9 protein-coding genes and 2 tRNA genes are annotated in these 20,828 nt (G+C 36.8%); 6 read left to right on the top strand and 5 right to left on the bottom strand.

The window, feature by feature from the left end; all coding sequences use genetic code 11:
* The 3 genes from ACQ33O_RS13660 to ACQ33O_RS13650 all read left to right on the top strand — a co-directional run.
* Positions 1-358, top strand: a 358-nt coding sequence (locus ACQ33O_RS13660; RefSeq protein ID WP_430996148.1) for a T9SS type A sorting domain-containing protein, incomplete at its 5' end; no start/stop codon positions are given.
* A gap of 55 nt (positions 359-413) precedes the next feature.
* On the top strand, positions 414-659 hold the full coding sequence (locus ACQ33O_RS13655; RefSeq protein WP_430996147.1) for a hypothetical protein: 246 nt from the start codon (positions 414-416) through the stop codon (positions 657-659).
* A 193-nt stretch (positions 660-852) separates the two neighbouring features.
* Positions 853-1,431 (top strand): exosortase/archaeosortase family protein, encoded by a 579-nt coding sequence (locus ACQ33O_RS13650; RefSeq protein WP_430996146.1) that lies wholly within the window; start codon positions 853-855, stop codon positions 1,429-1,431.
* Positions 1,432-1,860: 429 nt separating this feature from the next.
* Here the strand turns inward: ACQ33O_RS13650 and ACQ33O_RS13645 are convergent.
* From ACQ33O_RS13645 to tyrS, 4 genes are all read right to left on the bottom strand, one after another.
* A tRNA-Gln gene (locus ACQ33O_RS13645) sits at positions 1,861-1,931 on the bottom strand.
* Between the two features lie 231 nt (positions 1,932-2,162).
* The gene (locus tag ACQ33O_RS13640; RefSeq protein ID WP_430996145.1) at positions 2,163-3,065 is read right to left on the bottom strand and encodes a PorP/SprF family type IX secretion system membrane protein; all 903 of its coding nucleotides are present in this window, start codon (positions 3,063-3,065) and stop codon (positions 2,163-2,165) included.
* Between the two features lie 48 nt (positions 3,066-3,113).
* Positions 3,114-7,340 (bottom strand): gliding motility-associated C-terminal domain-containing protein, encoded by a 4,227-nt coding sequence (locus tag ACQ33O_RS13635; protein ID WP_430996144.1) that lies wholly within the window; start codon positions 7,338-7,340, stop codon positions 3,114-3,116.
* 453 nt (positions 7,341-7,793) lie between these two features.
* A complete protein-coding gene (gene tyrS, locus ACQ33O_RS13630; protein ID WP_430996143.1) occupies positions 7,794-9,077 on the bottom strand; it encodes a tyrosine--tRNA ligase in 1,284 nt (427 codons plus the stop codon).
* Between the two features lie 196 nt (positions 9,078-9,273).
* On the opposite strand from tyrS, the gene ACQ33O_RS13625 reads away from it, so the two are divergent.
* The 3 genes from ACQ33O_RS13625 to ACQ33O_RS13615 all read left to right on the top strand — a co-directional run bounded on the left by ACQ33O_RS13625 (position 9,274) and on the right by ACQ33O_RS13615 (position 20,496).
* Complete coding sequence (locus tag ACQ33O_RS13625; RefSeq protein WP_430996142.1) at positions 9,274-14,073, top strand: C25 family cysteine peptidase; 4,800 nt, start codon at positions 9,274-9,276, stop codon at positions 14,071-14,073.
* A gap of 207 nt (positions 14,074-14,280) precedes the next feature.
* Positions 14,281-15,396 (top strand): PorV/PorQ family protein, encoded by a 1,116-nt coding sequence (locus ACQ33O_RS13620; protein WP_430996141.1) that lies wholly within the window; start codon positions 14,281-14,283, stop codon positions 15,394-15,396.
* A 6-nt stretch (positions 15,397-15,402) separates the two neighbouring features.
* A complete protein-coding gene (locus ACQ33O_RS13615) occupies positions 15,403-20,496 on the top strand; it encodes a C25 family cysteine peptidase (RefSeq protein WP_430996140.1) in 5,094 nt (1,697 codons plus the stop codon).
* Positions 20,497-20,672: 176 nt separating this feature from the next.
* Here the strand turns inward: ACQ33O_RS13615 and ACQ33O_RS13610 are convergent.
* A tRNA-Leu gene (locus ACQ33O_RS13610) sits at positions 20,673-20,756 on the bottom strand.
* Positions 20,757-20,828: the final 72 nt, after the last annotated feature.

Below are 20,828 nucleotides of genomic sequence, written 5' to 3'. Positions count from 1 at the left end.
GGCACCTGTAGCCGGATTGAACTACTACCGTATAAAAACCGTAGATCTATCAGGAGCAACCAAATACACTTATATTGTAACAGTAACTTATGGTTCATCAGTTCCAAGCATTACGTTGAATACAACTATCATCAATGATGGAAGGATAAGCATCCGCTTGAACAATGAACAAAAAGGCAGATACAATGTAAGAATATTGAACAGCATTGGTCAGCAAATGGTAAAAACAATGTTTGAACATGCAGGTGGCAATGCTACACAAAGCATAGCATTACCGAAAATGACAGCAGGTATTTATCACGTAGAATTAGTAAGACCAAATGGTGTTAAACAAGTTGAAAAAGTTATTGTGAACTAACGTTTAATAATAACCGATAATAAAACAAAAGGTAAAAACAATAAATAGTTAAAGAATGAGCGTTAATTTAAAATCAGTGAGAGGTAAGGTGGTAAGAAACATCATTCCTCTGGTAGCTATCATATGTATGACTGTTTTACCAAGTTTAGTGCTTGGTCAGAATCCCGGAGATAACCCTGATGCTGAGCCACAGGCTGTACCATTAGATCCGAGAATGACAGTATTACTTATCGCAGCCGGTTCATTTTTAGCTATGAAAGTGATGAAGCGAATGAATGCTTCAACAACTCTTCAGGCTTAACTAACTATTTAGTTTACAAGCCAATAAAATTAAAGTGCATTTTTCCGAAAGGAGGGATGCACTTTTTATTTCAATGTCACCGATTAATTAATAACACTTTTTATTTTCAGAAGTATAATGTACTTTCATATATTCAATTAATTCTCGAAATAACCTTATATACTAATTACTATTAAACCTCATTACCTAGATTATGACGTCAAATCAATTCAAGCTTTTTGGTAGTGACGAAAAGTTGAGCAAAGCAATCAAGAAATTCTTTCTTCAATTGATAATTTTGATTGTTGCCTGGCAACTATTGTACAATTTTGTTTTAAAGCCGTCAAATGTGCCTGATAAAATGCTGACAAAAGTAACGACTATAGGAGCTATGGCCTGTATCAATACTTTTTTACCGGTTGACCCGAAGTTAACCATGGATCCTGTATATCATGGAAATAAAGGGGGGTTTCAGTTGTTGCAAAGAGATAAGCCTGTTTTTATTATAGCTGATATTTGTAATGGGCTGGATTTATTTGTTATCTATTTAGGCTTGATCATATTACTGCCATACTATTCTATTAAACGAAAAATTGCATTTGGGTTAGGTGGACTGATCGTTATAATGCTTGCCAATGTGATCAGGGTAACAATGTTGTACTGGTTATATGCATATCATCGACCAATGTTTGAATTGAACCACAAGTATATTTTTACACTTTTATTGTATCTGTTGATATTTTGCGGATGGGTATTATTTACCCGTAAAGGATTTAAGCATGAAAAGAACTAGTGTTTTTATTTTACTGATGTTTCTTATAACCCTTGGCTCATTTACCTTAGATTGGTTAAAGGCAACATATTTCCTCCATAAATATCATTCACTTTTTATTGCTTTATGGACTTATTTTATTCCTGTAGCCGGTATAATTATAATGTGGTATGCAGTGTCGAAAAAGATATTCAATGTTTTCATAAAAGTTTATCTTTCGTTGTGGGCTGTGTATTTTCTTTTGAAAATATTACTTTATGGATTAGATCATTTCAATTTATATCCAATTGCAGTTGACATGAGGGTACAATATTTATCGGACTATTTAAGCTTTACAAAATTGAACTCCCCGATTCCCTTTATATTTTTCTGGTTGATAGAACGAATTTTTTTTAAAGAAGCAGGGAATACCGAAAAACAAAAAAAGCAACCTTAACAGATTGCTTTTTGTTGGGTTACCAGGATTCGAACCTAGACAGACAGAATCAAAATCTGTAGTGCTACCGTTACACCATAACCCAATCATTTTCCCAAAATCGATTTGGGAGTGCAAATTTACAATAAGAACATAAAAGTCCCAAAAGGAATTTAATAATAATTGAAATCTTTATTTCTAAGAGGCTTTTCAAGCTAAAAGAGCTTGAATTTAAATGTGATATGAGAAAGATAGGAAGATTTCTTGGCTAATAGGTATAGAAATTAAAAGGGGCTTAAATATATTAAGCCCCTTTTAATTATTTTGATCGTATCAGTTATTTGAAGAAGTATCTCAAAGATATTTCATGAGCATCGCCACCATCATCAAAAACACTCAATGGTGTTTTGTAAACATCGTAAGCATAACCAATAGCCAGTTTGTTTTGTATTTTAACACCGGCAAAAGCTGCATAGCTTTGTTTGTAATGATAATTGAACCCTACCCATAAAATGTTCTTGTGTTCTAATCTTACGCCTCCTTCAATATCAACAGGTGCATTAGGCAGATATCTTACCAAAACATTTGGAATTAACACATTGTCTTCATCAGTTCTTGCATAATAATCTGCCGTAAAATTATAGTGTCTGTATTGTTTGCCTTGTGTATTGGTTGTTCCTTTGATAAAATCAAGTTTTGATTGGATCAATTGTTGTACAGAGAAACCGAAGTTAACGGTTGGTGTTTTGTAATAAATACCTGCAGATGCATCTCCTTTGGTAACATTAGCAGGAGCCGACATGATCGGGTCGGTATCATCAAAATAATCAGATTCAGCAAAAGCAGCTTTATCTAATTTTTGTTGAAGTATTTGTCCGCCCAAACCAAACATTAAACGTCTGCCTTCTTTTAAAGGGATACTGTAAGAAAGGTTTATTTGTCCGCCTGTACGACTGGTAGGTCCTGTTTTATCATCATACAAAGCAACGGCAACACCTACTTTTTTCTTAGCAAAATATTTATCGCCAAACAAAATGGTTGTTTGTGGTCCGCCGTCAATGCCTGCCCACATTTTTCTGTAGGATGCTCCTACCGAAGCCTGATCGGCTGCACCGGCAGCTGCAGGGTTATACAGAAAATTATGCTGTTGGTACTGGCTCATTCTAAAAATCTGTTGTGCATTAACGTTAGCAGCACTAACACTTAAAAACAGCACAGCAATGATTGATTTTAGTTGCATATTATTTATTTTTTTAATGGTCATTGTTTTATTTACTGTTTACGGTTATTATCTTACGATGGTTACATTACCTGTTTTAATAATAACTTTTTTGTTAGCCTGTGTTGCTTTTACTACATAGTAATAAGTAGCATCTGGAACCGCTTTGCCTTTAAACTCGCCTATCCAGTTGTTAGTGTATTTATCTGAATGATAAACCAGACCGCCATAACGGTTGTAAACGTCAACCTGTACTTTTACAAAGCAACCTTCATCGTTGAATACGATCCATCTGTCATTATGCCCGTCACCGTTCGGAGTAAATCCTCTCATCGGATCTAAACATTCAACATCAGGAACTACTGTAAGCGTCATGTCATCAGATGCAGTACAATTATTCGATTGAACCGATAATGTGTATGTATATGTTCCAAGTTCACCGATCTGTGCTTCTGTTACCAAAGCATTTGTAGGAGTAATTCCGGTAGAAGGTGACCATGTATAAACGCCTTCTACAGAGCTTGTACCCGTAATGGTAATTGGCTTGTTAATTACAGTTGTAAGATTTGGTCCTGCACTAACAACCGGTAAAGCATTTACAACAATTGTATTAGTACCTGAATTAGAGCAGCCAGATTCACCGGTAACTGTATACGTTATAACATTTGGCGCACTTGTAGAAACGCCTTGAGCTGCAGGATTAAATGTATATACACCTTGATTAACAGTAACACCTGCACCTGAATATACACCACCTGCCGGAGTTGCTTGGTTTAATGTTATAACTGCAGCATTAGAACATACCGGGGCAAATTGGTTGTTGAATACTACTTGCGGAATGGTTGGTGTTGGCAATGATTTTTGTAATTCACCATAACAGCCAATACTGTTGATCGCTATTAATTTAACATTAGCAGCAGTATTATTAGCAGGATTTGTAAACACAGGGTTTTTAACAATATCCTGACCGCTTGGTAATGGTTTACTTCCATTGTCATAAGACCAATTCCATTTTACAATATCATAACCTAAACCATTTGTTGCATCGGTAATAGTAACTGTATTGCTTACGCAAGTATTGTAGTCAATAGTATAAGCAGGAGCAATGCCATCAACAACTTTAATAGTATAAGAAATTGTTTTGTTACTACCTCCCTGACCACAACCATCTGAAGGAGAAGGGTTGAAGTAGGTAACATTTATTTGATAATCGCCATTAGCACTAAACACATGTTTTTGAGCTAATTTATAAACATAGAATGTTTGGCCGTTGAAATCAAAAGTATGGCTAAGGACTGGGTTTGCAATAACATCATCTGCATTAGGACTGATATTTGCGTTCCCGCCATAACTAAATACAATTGGTTTTCCTTCTACATTCGCAAAAGGAAGTGTTGCAGATAGTGCAACTTCCGTTCCTCTACAAGTTGTAAGTGGTTTCGATGTATTCAATGAGTTAAGCGAATCTCCGAACGGATTATTCAAAATTAATGGAGTTGTTAAGTCATTTACCTGAGTACCTGCATTGAAACCATAGCTTTCGCCTTTTGCAGTTCCGTAAGCGATCGCATTAAATGGAATTGCAGATTCAAGTGTATGTGTTCTATCTGAAAGCACTTTAAATTTAGCCCAAGAGTAGTTAGCATCAAATGGATAAGGTTGGAATGCCTTATCAATAGTAATCAATTCAGAAGACCCTTGATATGCACCCGCTACATAACTGCTGCTACCTGTATCAACAAGTGGTTGTACATTATTTAAATAATCATAGTCTAATTTAAATGTATTGATACCTGCATTAGGTACTACTACATTAATATAGTGTGCACCTGGGCCATTACCATTTTTAATGGTAGTAGAAACCACAGTTACTTTATTGATTGCTTGAGCAGCAGGGCTAAGGATGATCATTTCAGGGTCACCCTGACCATTATTACCAATAGTTTCATTAGATCCACAACTTTCTGAAGAAATAAATTGTGTAACACTGATAGGTTTATCTGACTCAATTACTGAAGGTAAATTGGTATAAATTTGATAGAATTTGTGCACCGCATCGTATCCGCTCAATGCTGTAGGGTTTACAGATTTGTTTACCCATACCTGTGTAGCAGGATCGTCAACTGTGATTCTGTATGTATTGTATTCCATATGCTTGGTAGGTACAGTATAGTATTTTGTACCCCATGCTACTTTCGGGAACATTTGTTGAATCAAGTTATCGGTACCTGCGCCTGTAGTATAGTTACAAAGATCGCTACCGATACCATTTCTACCATTACCTGCAAATACTGCAAACTTTTTACAGTTAGTACTTTTAATAAGTGTACCTGAAAGATCGGTACCAACACCACCAACAATTGTACTGATGGCATTGAATACTTGTCCGGTATTCAAAGTAACTGTAAATGTACCTGTGCCCGGAGAGTATTTCACGTTTGAAGAAGTTTCAATAGTATTAATAGCTACTGAATCTAAGATATCTCCGGTTGGCGTAATTTCAATTTGTGTATCATCTTCTTGGGCAATAACAAAGAAATATGAGTTAGGGCTACCGGCACTGTTAGCACCGCCGCCAATTGTTTGTACTGTGTAAGATGTGTTCCATGTATTGGTTGGGAAAACCAAGCTACCGGCTGCTGCATCTCCGCTGCTATAATCATACAACCAAACTGATACAGGTACACCGTTAGTACTGTAAACATGGATTGCTCTGTTACTTGTTCCTGTGTAGTAAAGTCTTGAATCCGGGGCATTTGTTGCGTTTCCTGCAGTTCCATCTCCATATGGGAAATCACCGAATTCGAAGAAACCTCCATTCCCGTCGATATCTACAGGGCCTGCTGTATATCCTAATCCAGGTATTTCAACCATTACGCTTGCTTTTTCAGTTGATGGGTTAGATACATATACTGAAAGTCTTGCTCTTCCCGAACCTGTACTGTTCATACTTGCATGATAACCGAAACCTAACCAGAAATCATTACCTACGTTTGAGGCAACTGCAGGATCAACCAGTTTACCACGACCGCTCACTTTTTCATTAATGATATAATCACTAGTAACACCACCGCCGCTCAATGTAATTGTACCGGTTGTTGTAGCAAAAGCAATAGTAGGAGCAAATTTTACATAAATCGTAGTTGGTGCTAATATACCTCCTGAATACGGAAGTGATAAGGTCGGACCAAATGTTCCGTTGCTTGAAAGAGCTATTGTAAAACCTGCCGGAGCAGTCACTAAAATATTGTCGCTAGCAGGCTCAAGGTTTTTACCTGAAACTGTGTAAGAAAGCACAGATGTTGTATTGATGGTAACACCGCCGAAATCAAGATTTCCTGTATTAGAGGTTAATTTGTAATCAGGAACAGGAGTTGTAAAAGAAGAAGCCGTTCCGTAAACTGTTCCGGCCGGAGTTACTACATATGAGTTATAATAGTAAGTAACACCCGGAGTTAATGATGACAAAGTTACACTGTAAGCACCACTTGTAACCAATGGATCAGTAGCGACTTTGTTGTTGGCAGTAGTTGGATTTGTATTAGAAGTACTCCATACAATACCGCTTTCTGAAATTGGTAGACCTGTTGCATTGATAGTTCCGCCTAAAACCGCACTGGTAAAGTTAACTGTTGCAGGGGGAGTTGTTGTAGCAACAGTAGGCATAGCCGCTTTTGTTACAACAACATCATCTATTACATAAGCATAGTTAGATGATGTACCTCTGAATGTAATTGTTGACGTAGCTGTACCACCTGTTAATATGATATTGTATGTTTTAAATTCGGTTGAATTATAATCTGCCTGACCAGCTGGGATAGAAACAACACCCTTTTGTCCGCTGAAAACATCACTACCGTTTAATTGTACAATAACTCTTGAGCTTGTACTACCGGTAATACTGTTGGTGCCGTAAAACTTTAGTTTAAAGGAAAGAATTACAATATCGGTTCCCGAAAGATCCATTTGCGGGGTAGACACGTTACCACCGCTACTTCCGCTTCTTCCAATAGTTAATGTTCCTGCTTCTGTACAAGATTGACCACTGCTCGAAGAAGACGTCCATCCTGTATTATCGAACAGGGTATTAAAAGTGGAAGGATTAATGGCAGTTGAATAATTGACATTAGTTACGTTACTAAATGTCTCGTTAAAGACAACTTGTGCATTTGCTTTGTTCACTGACAATCCAATAAGGAGGATTGCAACAGCTTTGAAAGCAGATGACCAAAACTTTTGAATAACACCCCTATGAGTATTATTCGGGTTCAAAAACTCGGGTAGTTGCATTTTCATGTTGTGCAGCATTTTATGATGTTGTTTTATAAATTGAATGGTTGAATACTAATGTGAGATTGTAAAGCTGCAAAGCATCTTTTTTTAAGAAAAATGTATCCTTTTGTTAGAGATACTATCGTCATACAGCTGGTTTAATTTGTTGATCAATCAACAGATAAAAATTTACAATCGGTTTTGGTTGATAATGGAAGCAAAATATTCGTGTAAGTTGCTACTTATATCGAATATTCAGTTGGATTTTTTATGCAATCGTTGCCGGGAACGTTATTTTATTCAAAACTCTCGAAACCGGCTTCAGGAAAGCAATTCGAACAGCGAATATAGCTTTTAACCCTCGTATTTAAAAACATTTTAACCCTTTTTTCAATTGCTACTTGCAAGACTTATATCAAATAAAAAACGCTGCCTAAAGAGCAACGTTTTTGTAAAATAAAAGATGATGAATTTTGATCAGATCACAGTAATGAGGTAATAATTTTTTTTACCCTTTTGAATGAGTAAATATTTATTGTGAAGCATCATCGAATCATCGATCTTGAACTCAATTGTTTCAACTTTTTTTCTGTTGATGCTTACACCTCCGTTTTGTATCATTTTTCTTGCTTCACCCTTACTTGGAAAAATACCTGTTTCCGCTAAAAAATCAATCACTGAAACGCCTGTTTGGATCTTACTGAGTTCATAATTGTTTTTTACAATGCCTTCAATGGTTTCCAATTCTTCCTCGCTCAAACTTTCTGCCGGGGCGTTTTGGTTGGAAAACAATTTCTCAGTTGTTTCAATGGCCTTATTATATTCATCTGCCCCATGTACAAAAATGGTGATCTCTTTTGCCAGTGCTTTCTGCAGTATTCTTTTGGCCGCATCTTGTTGATGTGCTGTTATAATATCTTCGATCTCTGTTTTACTTAAGAAAGTAAATATCTTTATAAACCTTTCTGCATCTGCATCTGCGGCATTTAACCAAAACTGATAGAATTGGTATGGAGATGTTCGAACGGGGTCTAACCATACATTACCTTTTTCTGTTTTACCGAATTTTCCACCATCGGCTTTTGTTATTAGAGGACAGGTAAATGCAAATGCTTCGCTACTGCTTTTTTTTCTGATCAGTTCGGTGCCTGTAACAATATTGCCCCATTGATCGCTACCACCCATTTGAAGTTTACAGTTTTTATTTCGGTGCAACCAGTAAAAATCATAGCCCTGAACCAGTTGATATGTAAATTCTGTAAAACTCATACCTGCATCACCTTCCAAACGCTTTTTTACACTGTCTTTACTCATCATGTAATTGACTGTAATATGCTTGCCTACATCTCTAATAAAATCAAGAAAACTAAAATCTTTGAACCAGTCGTAGTTATTGACCATTTCAGCTGCATTTGGGGCATCTGAGTTAAAATCTAAAAATTTTTCAAGCTGAGCTTTTACGCCCTTCAAATTGTGTTGCAAAGCCTCTTCACTTAACAGGTTTCTTTCCTCACTTTTACCACTGGGGTCGCCTACCATTCCGGTAGCTCCACCAAGCAAGGCAACGGGTTTATGGCCATTCTTTTGAAGATGTACAAGCAAAATAATTGGTACAAGGCTACCTATATGCAGGCTATCAGCTGTAGGATCAAAACCTATATACCCGGCAGTCATTTCCTTCTTAAGCTGCTCCTCGGTTCCGGGCATAATGTCTTGTATCATACCTCGCCATTGTAATTCTTCTATCAAATTGCCTGTCATTTTTATACTATGTTTTGATTTATAACGTTTAACAGTTGAGTAAACTTTTGCAAAAATGGCAAGAAAAATCGAAAAAAATAATTAAGTTTGCAACCACTTACATTTTTTACCTGTCTACCTAGCTACCGTTGCTTATCTTAATGAGCATATAATATATAAAACATTGATATTCTAGTAGTAACTTTTAAAGTCTTTAATGAAAACATACCTCCTGATCCTGTCGGCTCTATTCGGTTCCGTTGTTGCAAGTGCCCAAACCTACAACAATGAGTGGATAGATTACAGCAAAACATACTATAAATTTAATGTAGGTGCTACCGGTCTGTATCGTATATCGGGTACGGCATTGGCGAATATTGGGCTGGGTAGTACAGCCGCTCCCGATTTTCAGTTATGGCATAATGGGGAAGAGGTAGCACTTTACACAAGTATTGCTTCAGGTACACTTACTGCCTCTGATTATTTAGAGTTTTACGGGGAAATGAATGACGGGAAGCTGGATACAAAACTCTACAAGACTGACCTACTGCAAATGAGCGACAAGAACAGTTTGTATACAGATACTTCGGCATATTTTCTTACAGTAAATACAACGTCTGCCAATAGACGAATGACCGATGCGGTTAATGATGTGGCAGGGAATGTGTTGCCGGCTGAGTCATACTTTATGTATAAGTTCAGCAAGTATTTCAAAAATCAAATGAATGTTGGTTTTGGTTACGATCTTGGTGAACTGGTAAGTGCAGCATCTTATGAAACAGCAGAAGGCTGGACAAGCAATAATATTGCTCCTGCCGGAAAGTTGCAGGATTATAATGCTAACATGAAAGTGTATACATCGGGCCCCACAGCAACATTAAGTACCGTGATGGCCGGTAACGCTTATACAAGCAGATCGGTAACTACAAGATTAAGAAACAATGTTCTTGTTACAACACCCATCAATGGGTACAATATTAGCAGAGTAACAACTACTGCTGTGCCACTTGCATATTTTGTAAACGACTCTGCTCGTTTTGAGTTTTCTAGTGCAAGTAGTTCCACTGCCGATAAAATGGTAGTGTCGCATTACGAACTTACTTATCCGAGACAATTTAATTTTAACGGTGCATCTCAATTTTATTTTGAATTGCAATCAAGTGTTTCAGGTAAATATCTAGAGATCAGCAGTTTTACTGCAGGATCAGGGGTGCCGGTATTATATGATCTTACAAATGGTCTGAGATATACGGCTGTAGTGGGCTCCGGGTTAATGAAATTTGCACTGCCTGCATCGGCAGTTACCAGAAAATTTGTTTTATTAAGTACCGATGCAACTAAAATTCTGAATGTAAATAATTTTACTCAAAGGAATTTTGTTAACTACGGGCTGGTAGCAAACCAAGGTGATTATGTAATCATCAGTCATCCTTTATTATATGATGACGGAGCAGGAAATAATAATGTTGAGAAATACAGAGAGTATAGAAGTTCTGTAGCCGGTGGTGCTTACAATGCCAAAATAGTAAATATTGATCAGTTGATCGATCAGTTTGGTTTTGGTGTAAAACACCATCCGCTTTCAATTAAGAATTTTGCTGCATACACACTGGCAAACTATACAGTTAAACCAAAATATTTCTTTTTAATCGGAAAGGGGTTGAATTATAATCGTTTCAAAAGCTCCGAAAATTCTACCTGGATCAACAGGTTGGCAATGGTGCCCACAATAGGTTTTCCTTCGTCAGATAACTTACTAACGGCAACCCGTACAGGTGAAATTCCATTGATACCGATTGGTCGTTTATCGGCTATTACAGGGAACGAAATTGCCATTTATCTTAATAAAATAAAACAATACGAGCTGGTTCAAAAAACAGCACCTCAAACTATTGAAGGCAAGGGGTGGATGAAAAACATTGCTGAAGTAACAGGAGGCTTGGATGATCCTAGTTTAGCAGGACTTATAACAAGTTATATGCAAGGGTATGAAGAGATAGCGAGTGATACATTATTTGGTGCAAACGTTTATCAGTTTAGTGCAAATTCCGGAAGTAATAAAGCGCTTGGTACCAACAAAACAATTGAAAATTTATTTAGTGAGGGTTTGAGCTTGATCACATATTTTGGCCACTCATCTCCAAATACAATTGAATTTAATTTAGATAATCCCGGTAGTTATAACAACACAGGTAAGTATCCTTTAATTGTGATCAACGGATGCGAAAGTGGCGATCTGTTTGAGTTTGATACATCCAGAGCATTTAGTGCAGGAACACTTTCGGAAAAATTTGTTTTTGCCGATCAAAAAGGAAGTATAGGATATATTGCCAGTACACATTTTGGATTGCCAACACAATTGAACTACTGGAATACAGAATTCTATCGTAATCTTTCAAACGACATGTACGGCCAGTCGCTTGGTAATATTTTGCAAACTACTATTAAGAATATGATCACAACATACAGTTCTGATTATATTGCTCAAACACATGTTGAAGAAATTACTTTACATGGTGATCCTGCAATTCTTATTAATCCGCATACCAAAGCTGATTATGCCATAAAGGATTCTATGTTGAATTATTCGCCTTTGTTGGTAAGCGTAGCAGATGATAAAGTAACCATCACTGCAAAAATATTGAACATTGGAAAAGCAACAGGTGATTCTATTACTGTGTTGATACAACATACGTTACCTAATAATACTGTAGAAGCAATTTTTAATGGTAAGATAAAACCAATTGCTTATGATGATAGTGTGGTCGTGATCTTGCCCATCAATCCACTACAAGATAAAGGACTTAATCAGATCACAGTAACCATTGATCCTAACAATCAGATTGATGAATTATCGGAAATAAACAATAGTGCAACAAAAAGTTTTACTATTATTGAAGATGAAATACGACCTGTTTATCCATACAACTATGCAATCATTAATAATAATAACCCTTTGTTGATTGCCTCAACGGCAAACCCTACTGCAGCGGCTAAGGAGTATATTATGGAGATGGATACAACTGCATTATTTAATTCGTCTCTAAAAGTAGTAAAAACTGTAAACACCATTGGCGGCATGATCGAATTTACTCCCGGTCTTGTTCTGACAGATAGCACAGTTTATTACTGGAGAGTTGCTGTTGGGCCTGTTGCCGAAGGTACTAACTGGAATACTAGTTCTTTTATCTATATAAATGGAACGGATGATGGATTTAACCAATCGCATTACTTCCAGTATAAAAATAATACGTACGATGCGATTGATATTGATTCAAATTCAAGAAAGTTTGCTTTTGGAGATAAGATAGGTAAGATATTAGTAAGAGCAGGTGTTCATCCTTATTACGACTGGGATCAAAACAATGTAAATCTTGATGATATTCAGGTTGATTATTGGGGCTGTACAATTGATCATCCTTTGCAATTCTATGTTTTTGACAGTTCGAGTTTAGCACCATGGGAGAACTCTACGCAGTTAGATGGAAAAGGCCGTTTTGGAAGCGGGGCTGTATGTAATGGCCCGAGACATTTCTTTGAGTTTCCTATGAACAAACAAGCTTACCGAAAAAGTGCGATGGATTTCTTTGATAGTATTCCTCACGGATCAATTGTACTGATAAGAAGTTTATTGTTCAGTACTTTCAATAATCCTGCTGCAGCTTATATTAATAACTGGAAGGCAGATACAAGTGTATATGGCAGTGGCAAATCTTTATGGCACCAGTTTCACAACTACGGATTGCATATGATAGATTCTTTCACTAAAGCACTTCCGTTCGTATTTGTATTCAGAAAAGGTGATTCGATCAATACTCCAATATATCAATCGGTCGGCACTTCGGTGAATGAGCACATCGTTAATAATTATTATATACCGGGTAAACAAACAGTTGGAGATGTAACAACTCCATGGATGGGGCCTGCAAAGGAATGGAAAAACTTCAAGTGGGATGAGTTTGCAGATCCGGCATCAACCACCGAAAAAACATTTGATATAATTGGAAAGGACTTTACCGGTCAGGACATAGTGCTTGCTACAGTAAAAGATGCAAAAGATACAACCATAGCTTTTATAGATGCTGCAACTTATCCGTATCTGAAGCTTCGTATGAACAATGCAGATCCCCAACAGGCAAAAACAGCACAATTGAAATTCTGGATGCTTACCGGCACCAAAGTACCTGAAGGAGCTGTTTCGCCAGCATTGGCATATAATTTTCCAGCGCCAGTGTCGGCAGATGATACACTTCACTTTAGAGTGGCATTCAAAAACATAAGTGATGTTGCGTTTGATAGTATCGATGTTCGTTTAACCATTACCGATATTAACGGAGTTGCACATGTTTATAATAAACAGACCAACGGATTAAAAATAGAACCTCTGGAAGGAGGGGATAGTGCGGTGGTTGTTTATGACATTCCTGCTGCTGCTTATTTGGGAGTAAATGAATTTTATTTGGATATAAATCCTGACAATAGTCAGGCTGAACAATATCATTTCAATAATGTATTGTATAGATACCTTGTTGTAACACCGGCTGCAGGTTGTGCAGATGAATCTGTTGTGTTGTATGCCGGTAAATATGTACCGGGTAATACTTATCAGTGGCAGGTAAATACAGGAAGTGGTTATGTCGATATTGCCGACGGGCCAATGTACTCTGGTGCTCAAAAAGATACACTGATCATCAACAATCCGCCTTCATCTATGTATGGTACAAAGTATAGAGCTATTACAAATAGTAATGCTGTTCTAACTACCGGAGATGAGTTTGTGCTTCGATTTGCCAATACATGGACAGGAGCAATTGATGATGCATGGGAAAAGAAAGGCAACTGGAGTTGTCATGAAATACCCGATGCGAATACTGATGTCATCATTAATTCAGGATTATCAGATTATCCCGTTATTAAAAGTGATGCTATCTGTAGAAGTATCAGGGCAAAACCTAATGCTTCAGTTCAGGTAAATACAGGTCATTCACTAACAATAACAGGAACCAATACTCAATAAAAGAATTGAAAGCCTGCTTTTGTATAAAAGCAGCCTTTTGGTTCGGTAAAGCGTCTATATCATAACTATATTTATTCAAACAGAAATTCTATAACACACGTATATTGATTAAATTTGTACATTAAGTAGTTTTAATGAATGGTCAGTTTGTTGCTGCCGCTTCGTTAAAAAATTTTATAATCATAACCAACTGTTAATTAGAAAAAGATGTTGAATAAAAAGCTGTTTATAATACTCCTCTTGTTTTTCCCTGCCTTATTATTTTCCCAGTTTAGAAAGTATTCTAACGAATTTTTAAACATAGGTGCCGGAGCCAGAGCTATGGCAATGGGTAGTGCACAAATTGCCAGTGTCAAAAATAGTACTGCCGGGTATTGGAATCCAGCCGGATTGGTAGGTGTTAAAGATAACCCTAATGTCAGTCTTATGCATGCATCTTACTTTGCCGGCATTGGCAAATATGATTATGGAGCTTTAGCAATACCTGTACAAGATAATAAAAGAACACTTGGCTTGTCTGTTTTAAGATTTGCCGTAGACGATATTCCCAATACATTGTTTTTGGTAGAACCTGATGGCAGTATCAATTACAACAATATTCAAACTTTTTCATCTGCTGATTATGCTGTTGTATTTTCATTTGCTCAAAATCTTAAACCGATAAAAGAACACGCTTTCAGTTTTGGTGTAAATGCAAAAGTGATTCACCGAAAAGTTGGTTCATTTGCTACAGCATGGGGTTTTGGTATTGATGCCGGCGCACAATTGCATGGAGATAAATGGCATTTGGCAGCAGTAGCAAAGGATCTTACAACAACCTTCAATGCATGGTCGTTTAAATTTACGGAAAGAGAGAAAGAAGCGCTTTATCTTACCAACAACGCTATACCACTTAAATCAACCGAGTTAACCGCACCTCGTTTGATCTTGGGCGGGGGCTATAATTTCACTTTAGGTAAATCTGTTAATCTTCTTGCTGAAGCGAATCTTGATCTGACTTTTGATGGTAAAAGAAATACGCTAATAAGTAGTAAAGCGGTAAGCGTTGATCCGCATATCGGATTGGAAGCTGCGGTAAAGGATGTGTTTTTTGTACGAGCAGGCATCAATAATTTTCAAAAAGCATTATCAGATGGCGATCTGATCAACCAGAAAAAAGTTTGGATATATCAGCCAACTTTAGGAGCCGGCTTTAAATTGAATAATGTAGTGATCGATTATGCATTTACTAATCTTGCCAATCAATCTAATCCGTTATATACTCATGTTTTTTCTCTGCATGTAAATCTGATCAAGAAAGAAAATATTAAAATTGTAAAGTAATCTGTGATGAAAAAAATATTAATTCCGTTTTTCCTTTTTATAACAGTTGTTGCAGATGCACAACTTAATAATAGCTGGATAGACTATAGTAAGGTTTATTATAAGTTTACGATAGGTAGATCCGGTTTATATCGTATCAACCAACCGACACTTGCAGGAATTGGACTTGGCAATACGCCGGCTCAAAATTTTCAACTATGGAGAAACGGAGAACAAGTTCGTTTGTACACTTCCGCTAGTGCTGGTGCACTGTCTTCCTCCGACTATATTGAATTTCTTGGAAAAGCAAATGATGGTGTTGTTGACAGACAATTGTACAGAAAACCTGAATTTCAATTATGCGACAGTACAAGTTTGTTTACCGATACTGCAGCATATTTTCTTACTGTAAATGCGGCAACGGCCAATCTTCGTTATACGACGGCATCAAACAATACTGCAGGTAATATATTGCCGGCCGAATTGTATTACATGAGAAGATTGAGTCACGTTTTTAACAATCCTTCAAATGGTGATCAAATAAATCGTGGATATGCTTCACCTGTTGGCGAATATGTTTATTCTTCGTCTTTTGACAATGGCGAAGGATGGTCGAGTAGAGATATACAACCCGATCAAGATCTTACGTATCAATTTTCAAATCTGAATGTTTATACTGCAGGTCCTGCTAACAGTCTTTCTGCTTATATATCCGGATATGGAAATGCTTTAAACTTCAGAAACATACGAATGAAGCTGTTTGGAAATACGGTGATTAATGAAACGATGGATCTTTTTAGTGCCGCAAAAAAACAAGTCGACGGATTGCCATTATCGTATCTTCAAAATCCTAACACGGTCGATGTTTCTATCAATGGTACTTCTGCAAATGTGAATGATCGGATAGTAGTTTCAGAAATTGCAATTACTTATCCGGCTACGTTTAATTTTTCAGGTAGTAAGAATTTTTATTTTGAATTAGCGGCCGATGCATCACCCAAATATCTGGAGATAGATAATTTTAACAACGGTAGTGTTGCTCCTGTTTTGTATGATCTTGTTAACGGAAAAAGATATGTGGGAGATATTTCAACAGTGGGCAAAATAAAATTTGTTTTACCTGCATCTCCAACTGAATCAGGTAAGTTTATGCTGGTAAGCGAAGACGCATCGAATATCACCGCAGTGAATCAATTAACGCAACGAAACTTTGTTAACTATTCAAGTGCTGCCAATCAGGGAGATTATCTTTTGATCTCACACAAATCTTTGTTTGATGATGGAGCAGGAGTAGATAACGTTTTAAAATATGCTCAATACCGTACCTCAACTGCAGGTGGTGGCTACAATGCAAAAATTGTTTCCATCGATGAATTGGTCGATCAGTTTGGGTTTGGTATTAAAAAACATCCATCATCTATACGAGATTTTGTAAGATATGCTGCACAACAATTTACAGTTAAACCTAAATACGTTTTTCTGGTAGGACGAGGTGTTACTTATGATGAGTATAGAAAAAATGAATCTGATCCTAATGCTGATAAATTAAATTTGGTTCCAACATTTGGATGGCCTCCTTCAGATGTATTGCTTGCTTGTGAACCTAGTAAGTATGTGCCGCTTATTCCTATCGGAAGAATTGCTGTTGTGAGTGGAGCCGAACTTGGAAATTATCTTGACAAAATGAAAGAATATGAGCAGGTGCAAGCAACTACAAGTTGTTCTCTTATTGATAAGGTTTGGATGAAAAATATAATCCATGTAATTGGTGGTGCCGATAGTGCAGAGGATGCGTTATTTAAAAATTACATGAAAGGCTATGCAGACATAGCAGCAGACACTTTATTTGGTGCTAAAACTGAAACATTTAAAAAAGAATCTACTGCATCTGTAGAACAAGCCAATGGCGAACGGATCAAAGCTTTGATGAAAGAAGGAGTAAGTGTGATCAGTTATTTTGGTCACTCATCAGCCAATACACTTGCATTCAATTTAAGTAACCCCGAAGTGTATGATAACAAAGGAAAATACCCGATGTTCTGTGTAAGTGGTTGTAGCGCCGGTAATTTCTTTACTTATGATATAGCCCGCCTTTCAGGTAGTCTTTCGCTTTCGGAAAAATACGTATTGGCAAAAGACAGAGGAAGTATTGGCTTTTTAGCCGATTCACATTTGGGAATACCTCCTTATTTAGATGTGTATGACAGGCAGTTGTATACTGCATTTTGTAGAACACTTTACGGTAATTCAATGGGCAATCAACTCAAATTGATCCTACAGAATTTGGGTAGTAACATAAAAGAATCTGATTATTATATACGCATTCATCTCGAAGAAATAACGCTGCACGGGGATCCGGCGCTTAAGGTTAACTCCTTTAATGCCCCTGATTATGTTGTAGAAGATCAAACTGTTAAGATCAGTCCGTCAATAATATCTGTGGCAGATAATAGCTTTACGGTGAATGTTAAAACTTACAATATTGGCAAAGCGGTAAACGATTCTATACGTATTACAGTAAAGCGCAAGTTACCTGACGGTAATGTACAAACGCTTTATGATACTAAAATAGCATCAACCAGATATGTGGATTCTGTTAATCTGGTGGTTCCTATAAATTCATTAACAGATAAGGGGTTGAATCAGCTTATTGTAACTACAGACGCTGATAATCATATTGCGGAGTTGTGTGAAACGAACAATGTAGTTACAAAGGATTTTTACATTTTTGAAGATGAACTCCGTCCGGTATATCCCTATATTTACTCAATAGTAAATCAGCAAAACATTACATATAGCGCATCTACTGCTAACCCTTTGATGGGACAACGTCAGTTTTTAATGGAGGTAGATACAACGGAATTGTTTAATTCACCTTTCCTGAAACAATATACTTCAACCGGTACGGGTGGATTGATTCAGTTTACACCAAACAATATAACTTTTGTAGATGGCAAGGTTTATTACTGGCGTACGGCTATTGCATCTTTGACAGCAACACCACCTGTGTGGAATGTTTCTTCATTTGTATACCTGGCAGGTAGTAGCAGCGGATTTAATCAATCGCATTACTATCAGCATAAGCATAGTGAATATAATACAGTTAGTTTGGATGCCGATAGAGTGTTTCGATTTGCTAAAACAAACAACGATCTGTTGATACGAACAGGGTTATATCCTTATTTTAATTACGATGGAATAGATCTTAATTTGAATTTTACAAGACTTGATTTGTATGGATGTCAATATAATGTAATTCAAATTGCAGTATATGACAGCTTAACGCATCTTCCGTGGAAGAATTATGTAGTGAATGGAAATGAAGGAAGATTTGGTAGTCTTCAACCTTGCGAAGATGTTGCCCATCCGGAATATAGAACTTTCTTCGAATTCCCTTATAACGATGCCGGATACAGGAGAAAGGCGATAGACTTTTTAAATGCTATTCCTAACGGAATGTATGTATCCATCACCAACTTTGCTTCAGATATTGATGCTTTTGGGTTTATTCACAAGAATACAACTTTTATAAGCGATTGGCAGACAGATCAAACTACACTTGGTGCAGGTAACTCTTTATATCATACTTTTAAAGCAAATGGATTAAGCAGGATAGATGAGTTTACAAAAAACCTCCCATTTGTATTCTTCTATCGCAAGGGTACAAGTAGCTATACACCGCAACAATTTGTTGGTGTAACGGCAGACGAGCATTTGGAAAAAGTGTTTAATCTACAAGGCTCAGAGCGTTCGGGTACAATTGAATCTCCATTATATGGTCCTGCCAAAACCTGGTATTCATTACATTGGAGAGGTCAAAGTCTAGATCCTGTTACAACTGCCGATTCAGTTGACATAGAAGTTTACGGAGTTAAGAAAGACGGTAGCAAAATATTGTTAGCTACTGTACATCCTGCAATTGATACATCACTTGCTTTTATCGATGCATCGATTTATCCATATGTTCAATTGAAAATGATAAACATCGATGAAACATACGCTACGCCAAAACAACTTACGTATTGGAGAATTAACGCAGATTATCTTCCCGAAGGTGCGGTTGCCCCTAATATTCTCTTGAATATGAAGGATACGGTAGAACAAGGGGAAAAGATCAACTTTGCGTTGGTATTTAAAAATATCAGTTCTGTAAATTTCGATAGTCTTAAAATAAAATTTGTCATCACCGATAGAGATAATGTACCACATACAATCGATATCCCAAGACAGAAAGCTTTGATTTCAGGCGATACAGTTGTTGTTCGATATGCGATTGATACCAAAGATTACTCAGGCGATAATACTTTATATCTGATGTTTAACTCAGATGATGATCAGCCTGAACAAACATTGTTCAATAATTTTATTTATAAGAATTTCTTTGTGAAAGCAGATCAGTTCAATCCTTTGCTGGATGTGACTTTTGATGGGGTACATATTCTTAATGATGATATTGTTTCATCAACTCCTAATATTCTTGTTAAACTGAAAGATGAAAGTCGTTTCATGGCATTAAAAGATACTTCTTTGTTAAAAGTACAGGTGCAATATCCTGATGGTACTTTGCATGATTTCTATTTTGCAGATATGCTTCATTTTACTCCTGCCGATCTTGGTAGTGGGCAAAATACTGCAACCATTGAGTTTAGCCCTACATTCCTTGCCGACGGAACATATATATTGATCGTTTCTGGTAAAGATGCTGTTGAAAATAAGGCCGGTTACATAGAATATCGTGTAAACTTCTCCGTTATTAACAAACCAATGATCTCAAACTTGTTGAATTATCCTAATCCGTTTACCACTTCAACCGCATTTGTATTTACGGTTACCGGTAGTGAACCGCCACAAGGTTTTAGAATACAGATATTAACTATTACAGGTAAAGTAGTAAGAGAGATCAATAAGGATGAATTGGGTCCGATCCACATTGGTAGAAACATCACTGAGTTTAAATGGGATGGAACAGATAGTTATGGTCAAAAATTGGCCAATGGAGTTTATTTGTACAGAGTGTTAACCAGTTTAAATGGCAAGGCTATGGATAAATACAAAGCTGATGGAGATAAGACTGATCAATACTTTAATAAAGGATATGGTAAGATGTATTTAATGAGATAGGAATATTCATACTTAAATTAAAAACCCTTTCAATGATTTGAAAGGGTTTTTTGTTCGGCAAAGGAGATTGGTTACCCCATCCCGCTTTTGACGGAACTACCACCTCTCTAAATCCTAATGATGTTTGAACGATTTGTATAAAATCAAAAACCTTTCAATAATTGAAAGGTTTTTTGTGCGGCAAAGGAGATTCGAACTCCCACGCCCTTTCGAGCGCTACCACCTCAAGGTAGTGCGTCTACCAATTTCGCCATCGCCGCAGGTGATTTTTGTGGTGCAAAAGTAATGATTTTATGAGAAGGTTTAGAAGTGCAACCTAAACCTTCTCAACC

The sequence above is a fragment of the Ferruginibacter sp. SUN002 genome, assembly GCF_050611725.1.
In the GTDB taxonomy this organism is placed as follows: Bacteria; Bacteroidota; Bacteroidia; order Chitinophagales; family Chitinophagaceae; genus Ferruginibacter.
This window is presented reverse-complemented; position numbering and strand designations above follow the sequence as displayed.

Bases quoted from the DNA above. Each gene is read 5' to 3' on its own strand.
- ACQ33O_RS13640 (WP_430996145.1), bottom strand. From the start codon at position 3,065: ATGCAACTAAAATCAATCATTGCTGTGCTGTTTTTAAGTGTTAGTGCT.
- ACQ33O_RS13625 (WP_430996142.1), top strand. From the start codon at position 9,274: ATGAAAACATACCTCCTGATCCTGTCGGCTCTATTCGGTTCCGTTGTT.
- ACQ33O_RS13615 (WP_430996140.1), top strand. From the start codon at position 15,403: ATGAAAAAAATATTAATTCCGTTTTTCCTTTTTATAACAGTTGTTGCA.
- ACQ33O_RS13635 (WP_430996144.1), bottom strand. From the start codon at position 7,340: ATGAAAATGCAACTACCCGAGTTTTTGAACCCGAATAATACTCATAGG.
- ACQ33O_RS13620 (WP_430996141.1), top strand. From the start codon at position 14,281: ATGTTGAATAAAAAGCTGTTTATAATACTCCTCTTGTTTTTCCCTGCC.
- tyrS (WP_430996143.1), bottom strand. From the start codon at position 9,077: ATGACAGGCAATTTGATAGAAGAATTACAATGGCGAGGTATGATACAA.
- ACQ33O_RS13650 (WP_430996146.1), top strand. From the start codon at position 853: ATGACGTCAAATCAATTCAAGCTTTTTGGTAGTGACGAAAAGTTGAGC.
- ACQ33O_RS13655 (WP_430996147.1), top strand. From the start codon at position 414: ATGAGCGTTAATTTAAAATCAGTGAGAGGTAAGGTGGTAAGAAACATC.